This is a genomic window from Paenibacillus sp. CR_12, assembly GCF_041953985.1.
Lineage (GTDB): Bacteria > Bacillota > Bacilli > Paenibacillales > Paenibacillaceae > Paenibacillus_AQ > Paenibacillus_AQ lautus_A.
In genome coordinates, this window is the sequence record NZ_JAVFHO010000001.1 from 628,070 (window position 1) to 640,099 (window position 12,030).

At 50.3% G+C, this 12,030-nt stretch carries 11 protein-coding genes and 1 pseudogene; 10 read left to right on the forward strand and 2 right to left on the reverse strand.

Annotation, left to right across the window (positions count from 1 at the left end):
* Nucleotides 1-40 precede the first annotated feature (40 nt).
* The 9 genes and pseudogenes from RB297_RS02850 (at nt 41) to RB297_RS02890 (ending at nt 8,861) form a co-directional block, all read left to right on the forward strand.
* The gene (locus tag RB297_RS02850) at nt 41-931 is read left to right on the forward strand and encodes an ABC transporter permease (RefSeq protein ID WP_009595306.1); all 891 of its coding nucleotides are present in this window, start codon (nt 41-43) and stop codon (nt 929-931) included.
* 20 nt (nt 932-951) lie between these two features.
* Nucleotides 952-1,839 (forward strand): carbohydrate ABC transporter permease, encoded by an 888-nt coding sequence (locus tag RB297_RS02855; protein ID WP_015735007.1) that lies wholly within the window; start codon nt 952-954, stop codon nt 1,837-1,839.
* 24 nt (nt 1,840-1,863) lie between these two features.
* Nucleotides 1,864-3,150, forward strand: a complete 1,287-nt coding sequence (locus tag RB297_RS02860) for a Gfo/Idh/MocA family protein (protein ID WP_375119666.1) — start codon at nt 1,864-1,866, stop codon at nt 3,148-3,150.
* 269 nt (nt 3,151-3,419) lie between these two features.
* Nucleotides 3,420-3,953 carry a hypothetical protein gene (locus RB297_RS02865; protein WP_036663307.1) on the forward strand — a complete coding sequence of 178 codons (534 nt, stop codon included), beginning with the start codon at nt 3,420-3,422 and terminating at the stop codon, nt 3,951-3,953.
* A gap of 261 nt (nt 3,954-4,214) precedes the next feature.
* Nucleotides 4,215-5,372: a type III polyketide synthase gene (locus RB297_RS02870; protein WP_375119667.1), complete on the forward strand. Its 1,158-nt coding sequence runs from the start codon at nt 4,215-4,217 to the stop codon at nt 5,370-5,372.
* Nucleotides 5,359-6,081: a methyltransferase domain-containing protein gene (locus RB297_RS02875; RefSeq protein ID WP_375119668.1), complete on the forward strand. Its 723-nt coding sequence runs from the start codon at nt 5,359-5,361 to the stop codon at nt 6,079-6,081. Before RB297_RS02870 ends, RB297_RS02875 begins: the two co-directional genes overlap by 14 nt.
* Before the next feature lie 41 nt (nt 6,082-6,122).
* Nucleotides 6,123-7,292, forward strand: a pseudogene (locus RB297_RS02880) (NAD(P)/FAD-dependent oxidoreductase); the annotation flags it as partial.
* A gap of 140 nt (nt 7,293-7,432) precedes the next feature.
* Nucleotides 7,433-7,978: a DinB family protein gene (locus RB297_RS02885; protein ID WP_375119669.1), complete on the forward strand. Its 546-nt coding sequence runs from the start codon at nt 7,433-7,435 to the stop codon at nt 7,976-7,978.
* Between the two features lie 85 nt (nt 7,979-8,063).
* A complete protein-coding gene (locus RB297_RS02890; RefSeq protein WP_277748801.1) occupies nt 8,064-8,861 on the forward strand; it encodes a polysaccharide deacetylase family protein in 798 nt (265 codons plus the stop codon).
* 105 nt (nt 8,862-8,966) lie between these two features.
* Here the strand turns inward: RB297_RS02890 and RB297_RS02895 are convergent, their stop codons facing one another.
* Nucleotides 8,967-9,413 (reverse strand): OsmC family protein, encoded by a 447-nt coding sequence (locus RB297_RS02895; RefSeq protein ID WP_375119670.1) that lies wholly within the window; start codon nt 9,411-9,413, stop codon nt 8,967-8,969.
* A gap of 211 nt (nt 9,414-9,624) precedes the next feature.
* Nucleotides 9,625-10,023, reverse strand: coding sequence for a large conductance mechanosensitive channel protein MscL (mscL, locus tag RB297_RS02900; RefSeq protein WP_015735016.1), 399 nt, complete (start codon nt 10,021-10,023; stop codon nt 9,625-9,627).
* A 491-nt stretch (nt 10,024-10,514) separates the two neighbouring features.
* Between mscL and RB297_RS02905 the strand changes: the two genes are divergently transcribed.
* Nucleotides 10,515-12,011 carry an Lsa family ABC-F type ribosomal protection protein gene (locus RB297_RS02905; protein WP_375119671.1) on the forward strand — a complete coding sequence of 499 codons (1,497 nt, stop codon included), beginning with the start codon at nt 10,515-10,517 and terminating at the stop codon, nt 12,009-12,011.
* Nucleotides 12,012-12,030 lie beyond the last annotated feature (19 nt).

Genomic DNA, 12,030 nt, shown 5'->3' on the forward strand with positions numbered 1-12,030 from the left:
CAGACTCCTCCCGTTTGAAATGGACGGGGAGGTTTCATCTGTGAGAACGCTGAAAAAAGAATATTTGCTGCATTTGATGCTGCTGCCGGGAGTCATTGTCACGTTGATTTACGCATACGGGCCCATGGCCGGCCTTGTGATGGCCTTTCAGCAATTCGAGCCGCTGGCAGGATTCTTCCGCTCGGATTTCGTCGGTTTCGATAATTTCCGCTATGTCTTCGAACTGCCCGATTTCAAGCAGGTTCTGTGGAATACCATCGTGATTTCCGTATTTAAAATGGTTTTGTTTTTACTGGTGCCCCTGATATTGGCGCTGCTCCTCAACGAAGTCACGCGAAGATGGTTTTCGCGCTTTATCCAATCCGCCATCTTCCTGCCGTTCTTTCTGTCCTGGACCGTGCTCGGCGGCGTCATCATCGAATTGTTCTCCTTGAATGGTCCGGTGAACGGCCTTCTGGGCGCGCTCCATATGGAACCGATCATGTTCATGCTGGATAATAACTGGTTCCGCGGGATCGTCATCGGATCGGATGTATGGAAAGGGATGGGTTACAACATGATCGTCATGCTTGCAGCCATCACCGGAATCCATGCGACGCTGTATGAGGCAGCAGAAGTAGACGGAGCCGGAAGATGGAAGCAGATGATTCACATCACGCTGCCGGGCATGGCGCCGATTCTCATTTTGCTTGGCGTGTTAAGCCTAGGCGGCATTCTTAACGCAGGCTTCGAGCAGATCTTGATCATGTACAACCCGACGGTTTATGAAGGGGCGGATATCATTGATACCTTCGTTTATCGACTGGGCATGTTCAGCCAGCAGTTCGGTCCTGCCGCCGCCGTCGGTTTCTTTAAATCCGTCATCTCTCTGGCGCTCGTGGCCGTGACGTACTATGCGGCTTACAAATATAACAATTATCGGATCTTTTAGGCCGGAGTGGAGGTAGGAAGATGCATAAACCAACGATCAGCAGACGGCTGTTTGTAATCACGAATACGCTGGTGCTGTCCCTCATCACCTTGCTCGGTATCATTCCGTTCGTTCATTTGCTCTCGATTTCGCTAAGCTCGAATACGGCCGCAATGGCGGGAGAAGTGAGACTCTGGCCCGTGGGCTTTAATCTGGACGCTTACCGGTACTTGGGCGAAAAGGTAGAGTTTTTCCGTTCGTTCCGCGTCTCGCTTACCCGAGTCGTGTTGGGGACGGCGGTGAATATGCTTCTCGTATTCATAACGGCGTATCCATTATCGAAATCGAATCATCAATTTAAGTTCCGTACGCCGTATGTGTGGTTTTTTGCCATAACGATGTTTTTCGGCGGGGGATTGATTCCCACGTATATGGTCGTGAAGAATACCGGACTCATCGACTCCGTGTGGGCTTTGATTCTGCCTGGAGCGCTTAACGTATGGAACATGGTTCTGATGCTGAACTTCTTCAGGACGATCCCGAAGGAGCTGGAAGAAGCGGCAACGATTGACGGTGCGGGACACTGGAGAATATTATGGCGAATTTACCTGCCGGTTTCGCTGCCGTCCATTGCGACAATCGGTCTGTTCACCATCGTGGGGCACTGGAATGCTTGGTTTGACGGTATTCTGTATTTGAATTCGCCGGAAAAATACCCGCTGCAAACCTATTTGTCCACCCTCATTATGTCGATCAATTCCCAAATGACCTCGATTTCGATTGAACAGATCAAGGCGATGGAGAATTTGAGCGAAAAAACGCTTCGAACGGCCCAAATCTTCATGGGCGCACTGCCGATCATGGTCGTGTATCCGTTCCTGCAGAAGTATTTTGTCAAAGGGATGACGGTCGGAAGCGTGAAAGAATAAGACCTACGGAGGGAGAGGAAACGGATGAATAAAGTGAAGGTCGCCCTGATCGGAGCCGGACTGCGGGGCATCAATTATATGGAATATGCCCTGCAGCATCCCCATGAGATGGAGGTAGTCGCCGTCGCAGAACCGAATCGGCAGCGGAGGGAACAGTTTCAAGAAAGGCATGGGCTTGAAGACGCGGCATGCTTCGAGAATTGGAATGATTTTTTTACAGCGCCCAAGGTCGCGGACGCCGTGTTCATATGTACCCAGGATAAGCAGCATTTCGAGCCGACAATGCGGGCGCTTGCGGCCGGCTACCATGTGCTTTTGGAAAAGCCGATGTCTCCGGATCCCGAAGAGTGCATCCGGATGGGTGAAATGGCTTCGCAGGCCGGTTTGGTATTTTCGATCTGTCATGTGCTTCGGTACACGCCGTTTTTTTCCACCATCAAGGAGCTGCTGGAGCGTGAGGCGATCGGCCGATTGATGTCGATTCAGCATAACGAGAACGTGGGTTATTGGCATCAAGCGCACAGCTTTGTGCGGGGGAATTGGCGGCGGACGGAAGATTCCAGCCCAATGATACTGGCCAAGTCCTGCCATGATCTTGATATGCTGCTCTGGCTTGCCGATTCGGATTGCGTCCGGGTGTCCTCCTTCGGCTCCTTGAGCCATTTTACGGATGCACAGGCACCGGAAGGCGCACCGAAGCGCTGCCTGGACGGATGTCCGGTCTCGGATGAGTGCCTCTATTATGCACCTGATCATTATTTGACCGAGGACACGAATTGGCCGACCTCGGCGATCAGCGACGATATGAGTTATGATGCCCGATATCAAGCGCTGCTGGAGGGGCCGTACGGCAGATGCGTATACCATTGCGACAATGACGTGGTGGATCATCAGGTCGTCAATATGGAGTTTGCTAACAGCGTGACGGTCGCCTTCACGATGAGTGCGTTTACGCGAGATGTCAGCCGCACGATCAAGCTGATGGGAACCCGCGGGGAAATCCGCGGAGCCATGGAGAAGAACGAAATAGAGATCATTCACTTTGGCAGCGGGAAGGTCGAGCGAATTTCTTTTGCGGACCGGGGCGGCCATGTCGGCCACGGCGGCGGAGATATGGGTCTGATCAAGGATTTTCTGAGATTGGTGCAAACGGGAGGAAACAATCAAGGACTTACATCGGCAAGCCGTTCCGTTCAAAGCCACCTTATGGCATTCGCGGCTGAGCAGTCGAGAGTGGATGGAAAGATCATCGAGCTAAAGGAGTTTGCGCAGCAGTTCAGCGAGCCGATCAGAACGATGTCCGGAAATTAATGTTTAGATCTTGAAGCCTGATTGCAGTCGCAATCAGGCTTGTTTGATATAGTAAAGAAAAGACGCCGCGCCCAAGCACCTGGATATGGTAAAATAAACCGGGTGCCATATCAAAAAACAATCTACGGTGCATAAACCTGAACTTGGAATGGAAGAGGCACTCCGAAACACGGATGATCATCGATGGCATACGACCAGCCGGCCAAGAGCCGCTAACGGAACTTGGCCGAATTTCTTGAACGGTTGTTCAGCTGATAGGAGGACGATTTTTGAAATATCTGAAAGATGTTCAGGAACCGGGAATGGGGACCTGGTATTTTGAAGTGGATCACGACGGAACGGCTTACAGGCAGATGGTTCATGATGAGGACGGCAGCTGGATCACGTCGAACAGAAAGCATGACTCCCGTCATTTTTTGCTGGCGGAGCATCCGCTTGATCCGAAAGAACCCTATTATGAAGAAATCAGTCAAGCTGCATTCGAAGAGCTCTGGCAGAAGCAGCTTCTGGTCTGGATGGAGGACTGGCAGCGGATCCAGCGCATGTTTCCTATCGGCGCACGAGTAGAAGGCTGGATCGAGGCCTTTTTTCCGCAAGGCACTTTGATTCATTTGCTAGAGCCGCATGCGGTCGGTTTGACGGACACCTCCGCTCTGGAAGCCGGTACCCCTCCCGAATGGATGTACCCTCGATATCGTGTGGTTGCCGAGGTATCCGGTTACGACCAATCCAACCAATGGGTTCTTCTTGCCCATGCGGAAGTTCTGGGAAGTCAGGATGACGAAGCTGAACCCGGCAAGTAATATAACCGTAGATCCATTGCGTTCATCCGTTCAGGATCAACAGCCATTGCTTTTCCTTTGATGACAAGGATCGTCGAGTCTGAAAAACCACGTGATCGTGGTTTTTTTTGTTTGCGGATGCGATTTTACAAGTGATTTGGTTTGAATTGGATATGATTTGCCATGTTCGGGTTATCCTAACCTCAAATAGAAGTTAAACGAGTTCAAAAAGCCCCCGGGTGGGTAATCATGTATAATTCCAAGACTGCAGGAGGTTTGAGCATGAAGCAAACAAACGGTAGATCCGATGTCGCGATTCTCGGGATGGGCACGGCATTGCCGGTGCATTCCGTAGCTCAGTCGGATATCGCAGAATTAATCGCATCCACGCTGCAGGACAGACCCGATCTGGCCCGCTTTGCCCGAAGAGTATTTCGATCCTGCGGTGTCGAAACTCGTTATACTTGCGAATCCAACTATCTGGATCCCTTGGAGAAGTGCCGATATTTGAACTCCCATGACGCGTCCGTCATTCCGACAACCGAAGAGCGTATGGATACATATAAGAGAGAGGCCCTTCCGCTTGGCGTGGAAGCTGCCGAGAAGGCATTGAAAGATGCCGGCATGTCTCCGGATCGAATTACGCATCTCATTACGGTCAGCTGCACGGGTCAATACCAGCCGGGGATGGATGTTCTGTTGATCCGGAAGCTGGGGCTTTCTCCGCGGGTCAATCGTTTGCCGTTAATCTTCCAAGGCTGTGCCGCTGGTCTTAAAGCGATCCAAATGGCGCGGGATGTTGTGAGCGGGGCGCCGGGTTCGCAGGTGCTGGTCGTGTGCGTCGAGCTTTGCACGCTTCACTTCCAACCGGTTCGGGAGAGGGAAGCATTGTTTGCGGCCTCATTCTTCGGCGATGGTGCCTCGTCCTGTGTCATCGGTCAGCCGGAAGCAGAGCATCGGCATTATGTGGAGCTCGGCACGGGATATTCCGTCCTGCTCCCGGATTCAACGGAGGATATGACGTGGGAGGTAGGCAATACGGGCTTTGATCTTTTCCTGTCGCCGCGTATTCCCAAATTGCTCGGTACTCATCTGGAGGAAGAGCTTCGTGTTCTGCTGGGAGGCGACAAGCTTCCGGAATTATGGGCGATCCATCCGGGCGGCCGGGGCATCGTAGATTCGGTGCAGGAAGTAATGCGCTTGACCGACGAGCAAACCCACTACAGCCGGGAGATTCTAAGAACGGCAGGCAATCTCTCTTCCGTGACGATTATGTTCGTGCTGAACTCGATGCGCCAGAAGATGAAAGAACGGAATGAAGCTTCGACGGAAGGAGTAGCCATGGCTTTCGGACCTGGCTTGACGGCGGAGCTTATGCGTTTTACCTATGTGAAGGCTTATGCGCCATTGGTAAAGGAGCAGGACCATGTCCTTCTTTAGAATGCTGTCGATCCGGGCACAAGAAGATGAGCTTATGGATGACTTCACCATGGGCGGAGAAGAGCTGAGCGAAGCGCTCCGGCATTTAAGGCGGTTGAATCGCATATTCGCGGCACCGGGCCCGACCTTGGACGGCGTGGTGAAGCTCTGGAAATCGATCGGCTGTCCGTATACCCTTAGCATCATGGATGTTGGCGCGGGTTCCGGCGATGTGAACCGGAAGCTGCTGCAATGGTCGGATCAAATGGGCGTGGAGCTGAGCATTACCTTAGTCGATGTGACGGAAGAAGCCTGCGAAGAGGCGAGACGGCTGTTTCGTCATGAACCGAGGGTTCATGTACGCCGCGCGGACGTTAAGGAACTGCCCGATGCGTCGGCTGATATCGTGACCGGATCCCAGTTCATCCACCATTTTCAGGGACAACAGCTCATGGAGATCGTGTCGCATATGCTGCGAACCTCCGTTCATGGCGTCGTCATTAACGATATCCATCGGCATCCTGTGCCTTACGCGGCCGTCTGGATCACAACGCGTCTCATCTCACGCAATCGTTATATTCGTCACGATGGGCCGTTATCGGTTGCCAAGGGGTTTAAAGGGAGAGATTGGAGAGAGCTGAAAGAGCAGCTTAATCACGCCACTTTGACCTATCGATGGAAGCCATTGTTCCGCTATTCCGTTGTTATCCCGAACGATAGGAAGACATAATCGGTTGCCGAAACCGATGATTAAATTCTTCATGCAAGCAAAAAGGCGGGTGTTCACATATGTCAAAGCAAGCCGATGTGATGGTCATCGGCGCGGGAGTTGCCGGTACGAGCTGTGCCCTGCAGCTTGCCAAGCAGGGGCATCGTACGATCCTGTTGGATCGCCAATCCTTTCCGCGCCACAAAACCTGCGGTGAATTCATGTCCCCAGAGACCCGAGAGATGCTGGAATATCTGGGTGTCCATCTTCAAGTCCAAGAGGTGAACCCCGCTGCGATGGAGCATGCCTCTATCGTGATGCCTCATGGCGGCGTCATCACCGCTCCGTTACCGGGTAAGGCCACCGGCATCAGCCGTTACGAGCTGGATCGCCTATTGCATGAGAGTGCCGTAAGCGCTGGTGCGGAAATCGTAACGGGGTCTACCGTGACCGAGATCCGGAAGCGGGGCGATCATCGATATGAAGTCGAAACGAGGCAAGGGAACGAGCAGATTCGGTATGAGGCAAGAGCCGTCATTGGAGCCTACGGCACTAAGAAGCCGCGCGGTGTTGCTTCAGCCGAAACATATCGCGATGATACCGTATATGTCGGCGTAAAATCGCATTTTGCCGGCATCACAGTGCCTTCCAGGGTGGAGTTGTATTTTTGCGAGGGCGGTTATGTCGGGATATCGCCGGTCGAGAATGGGAAGGTCAACGTGGCTGCATTGCTGACCTTGAAATCGGTACAAGGAAGCGGCAAATCGGTACCCGAAATTCTCAAAGCCGCATCGCGCTCGAACAACAGGTTAACTGAACGGTTGGCTGAAGGAGAGCCGTTAGAAGGCACTCAGGTATCGATTGCCCCGCTTCGTTTATCCGACAGACCTGAACCGTGGTCGCAATATCCGCACATCGGCGATGCCATGCTGATGCTTCCGCCGCTTTGCGGAGACGGAATGTCGGTTGCCCTGCGTTCATCACTGCTGTGCTCCGGCTGGACCGACAAATATTTAAACGGAGAAATCAACTTCGCTCAATGGCAAAATCAGTACACGCACGACGCCCATCGCACCTTTGCGCAGCTGCTTCGAAGGGCGAGAAGAATTCAGAATCTGGCTTTTGCCAAAAGCAATCGCTTCTATCCCGGCATCGTCCGAATGATCCCCGGACTGGCTTCCTATATCGTCAAAGCCACCCGTTTATCCGAATCGGGCATGGGCACCAGATAAGCCGCATCCTTGCGGCTTTTTTGTTTGCTGATGTTCATCTATGGATTGACTGGTGATAAACAATCGCTTATTATATCCTTAAATTGATAGACGAATATTAATAACGTCTATTTTTTTAAACGATAACGGAGGAATGTAATATGCAGGACAAAAATACGGCTAACCCGCCTTGTATCCTTCGAAACACCCTTGATTTCCAGTTCCAAATCGCTTGGCAGATGCTTGATTTGCATCTCACGGGCCTTGAAGACGAGGAGTTTTTTTGGCGGCCTGCCTCGAAGGGGCTTCATGTTTATCGCGAATCCGGAATCTGGCGCGCGGAATGGCCGGAATCCGAGGAGTACGACATCGGCCCGCCCAGCATAACCTGGCTGACATGGCATATCACCTACTGGTGGACGATGGTGCTGAACCATTCGTTTGGCAACGGGACGATGACCCGCAACGATATCCATTCTGCTGGGAGCGTTCAAGAGGCCAGAGAGCGGATTAACGATTTGAGACTGCGGTGGGAACGTGAAGCGGCGGCGTTGACGGACGATGCTTTTCTTTCGACGGAACGAACCCGGTGGCCTTTCACGGATCAACCCTTTCATAAGCTGGCGGCCTGGCTTAATGTCGAGCTGATGAAAAATGCGGCAGAGATCGGCTATGTTCGCTTCCTATATGCCGTAAACAGGAAATAATAGATGTATCCCAGGTGACAATCATCGTATAATGAAACTTAATAGGATATGATGCGAGTCAATATCTTAAATGGGAGGAAATTGAATGCGCATACAATATGACCGTTTTCCGAATGGAACCAAGAAGGCACTGACGCTTAGCTTTGATGATGGCCGCGAATATGATCGGAAATTGGTCAAGAAGCTGAATGAGTACGGAATACGGGGCACGTTTCATTTGAACAGCGGAACGCTTGGCAAAGACGGATACATCGACCCTTCGGAGGTGGCATCCTTGTACCGGGGGCATGAGGTATCCGCGCATACCGTGGATCATCCCTTCCTGGAGCAAATACCTACCGAACAAGTGGTGGAGCAGGTCGTAGAGGACCGGAAAGCGTTAGAAGCTTTGGTTCATTACCCCATTAAGGGAATGAGTTATCCGTTCGGCACTTACAGTGAACAAGTGATCGGCCTTTTAAGATATGTCGGCATGGAATACGCTCGCACGGTAAACAGCCATGGCTCGTTTCATAAGCCCGATGATTGGCTTCGTTGGCATCCGACTTGTCATCATAAAGAAATGGTGGAATACGCGGAGAAGTTCGTGGATATGCAGCAGATTTTCTCCAGGATGGCTATACTGTACGTGTGGGGCCACAGTTACGAGTTCGAGAACGACCGGAATTGGGATCTCGTGGATCGATTCGGGGACATGATCGGCGGGCGGAATGATATCTGGTATGCCACGAATGCCGAGATCTATGCATACTGCAGTGCCTTGGACCAACTTCGTTTCTCGGCAGATAGCCGAATGATCCATAACCCCAGTGCCTTAAACGTGTGGATTAGCGTAGAAGGCGAGCCTTTTGAGATCAAAGGTGGTCAGATGGCGCGATTGTAGATTTGGAAGGTAGAGCCCAGCATAGACTCAAGTTCTTAAGCATAAGATAAAAGAGGGATGCAGGACTGCTGTGTGCAAGTCTTGCATCCCTCTATGTACATGAGTTCAGTTTTCGATGACGATGCGATTCAGCTTAAGATTCACCGGCGCAGCAATCGTATCGCCCACAGGGCACTTACTCTCCAGGAATGCCACGAACGACTCCACCTTATCGGCGGACGATGGTGTCTTGATGTAAAACGTATATCGAATGTCGGAGTATCCGGGGCGTACCTCGGAGCGGTTAAAAAATCCGTCCAGATCCAAGTCGCCTTCGACGTCTACCCTGAAATCCTCGAGCACTACATCGAATTTCGGCGCATAAACGCGGGCCACGATCGATTGGCATGCACCCAAGGAAGCAAGCAAGGCTTCGACGGGATTCATTCCGGTATCCGAACCGCCGAGACTTTGAGGCTCATCGATGACCAGCTCGAATTGTCTTGCTTTCGTTATGACTTTTACCCCTTCTTGCAATTGAGCGGTAGCTTTAAACGTTTGAACATTTGGCATGTGGAATCTCTCCTTTTCCGGGCAGCCCAAGGTTGGACGGTTAATTGCCGTTTTTTAAAACATACTATATTAGTAGGGTTAGTATGAATTATAATTCTAGCGCTTCGGATCTGTCAATATCATATAAGGTCGGGATCGCCATGTTATCCGTAGTGGATCAAAAAAAAGAACGTGTTTTCATCTTGAAAACACGTTCTAGTGGAATCCTGTTTTATTTTTCGGAGGCCTGGTTTTGCTGTTTCAGCAAATCGCGAATCTCAGCCAACAAAACTTCTTCCTTCGACGGAGCCGGCGGTTCTTCGGCTTTGGTCTCTTCTTTGCGTTTGAAGCGGTTGAGCGTGCGGATGAACATGAATATCGAGAAGGAGACGATCAGGAAGTCCACGACGGTTTGAAGGAAGACTCCGTAAGTCAGCGTTGCGTCCCCGATGGTAGCCTTCAGCCCTGACAAATCCACACCGCCAAGAAGCAAGCCAATCACCGGCATAATGATATCGCTCACGAGCGAGGATACAATCTTGCCGAAGGCTGCCCCTATGATCACCCCAATGGCCAAATCCAGCACATTACCCTTGAGTGCGAAGGTTTTAAATTCTTTTAACAAATTCATAATCGGTCACCTGCTTTTCGATCCATATGATTAGGCAGCTAGCTGCCACTCGAATTATCCTAACAGCAACCCGCTATTTGCGCAAGATCGGAAAGTCGGATATGATCCATGGCCTTCGTTCAGAATTTAGATATGGTGAGACTCCCGAGCAGGTTGACCAATGGGAGGTTTTCATGTTAAATTTTTTTATATTCGGACTATAATGAGTGATTATACAGAGGAGGGATAAAGCGATGACTGAATTAGAGGTTGTAGATGTTTATGTGAACCTGTCGAAACGGGGAACACTAGACAAGGTTCACATCATAACCAATCAGATACCGGAACTTTATCCTTCTATATTCATATACAGGCATGCTTAGCGATGACTTGATCAATCGCTTGGTTTCTTTATGGTATAGTTAGGTTAACGTTAGCGTGGATAGCACCGGGGATCTGGTGTTATTCGCGCTTTTTTCGTTCTGAAATATCGCCATAGAGGAATGAGTAAAATGTCATTAATTAATGTAACGAACCTAACCTTTGCTTATGAAAGCAGTTATGATCCTATATTTGAGAATGTGAGCTTTCAAATCGATACCGATTGGAAATTGGGATTTACCGGAAGAAACGGCAGAGGGAAAACCACGTTCTTGAACCTGCTGCAGGGCAAGTATGAATACAGCGGGAATATTTCGTCCGCCGTGAGCTTCGACTATTTTCCTTACCATGTCGAGCACAAGGAATATCTTACCCAGGATGTAATCGAAGAGATTTATCCGGAGTATGTTCATTGGCAAATCGTGCGCGAGCTTAGCTTGCTGAAGGTATCGGAAGATGTTCTGTATCGGCCTTATGCATCATTGTCGAACGGAGAACAAACCAAAGTGATGTTGGCGGCGCTCTTTACCAAAGAGAACCGCTTCCTGTTGATTGACGAGCCGACCAATCATCTTGACATGCATGCGAGAAAATCGGTCAGCGACTATCTCAACAAAAAAAGCGGGTACATTCTGGTATCTCACGATCGAGCATTCCTGGATGACTGTGTCGACCACATCCTGTCCATCAATAAAACCAATATCGAGATTCAAAAGGGCAATTTCTCCGCATGGTGGGAAAATAAAAAGCGACAGGATCAATTTGAGCTCGCCAGTGACGAGAAACTCAGGAAAGACATTAAACGGTTAACCGATTCTGCCAAAAGAACGGGAAATTGGTCGCATGAAGTAGAAAAAACGAAAAACGGCACCAGAAATTCCGGCTCCAAAGTCGATAAAGGCTATATTGGCCACAAGGCAGCCAAAATGATGAAACGCTCCAAAAACCTGGAGCAGCGGCAACAATCCGCTATTGAAGAAAAATCGAAGCTCCTTAAAAACATCGAGAGCTCCGAGAGTCTTGCGATTTCCCAGCTCGAGTACCACAAAAAGCAGCTGGCCGAGCTGGAGAATGTATCCATCTCGTATGGCTCCAAGACGGTGTGTGAGAACGTAAGTTTCACGATCGAACAAGGGGAGCGAATTGCCCTTTCGGGTAAAAACGGATCAGGAAAATCCAGCATCCTGAAATTAATATGCGGAGAAGATCTGCAGTACACGGGACATCTCAGCAGGGATCGTCAGCTGAAAATATCCTACGTATCCCAGGACACGTCCCATCTTCGGGGCAGTTTGTCGGATTATGCCACCAGCAGCGGAATTGACGAGAGCCTGTTTAAATCCATATTGCGGAAGCTCGATTTCTCGAGGCTCCAATTCGAAAAGGATATTTCGACTTATAGCGGGGGACAGAAGAAAAAGGTCCTGATCGCCAAAAGTCTTAGTGAGCAGGCTCATTTGCATATTTGGGATGAACCGCTAAATTTTATTGACGTTATTTCCCGTATGCAAATTGAAGAGCTATTGCTGGAATATGCACCGACCATTCTGTTCGTGGAGCATGATCGTGCATTTTGCGAAAATGTCGCAACGAAAATCGTTGAGCTAGAAGGCAATCAAGAAGCATAAGAAAGAACAAGGCGGTTAT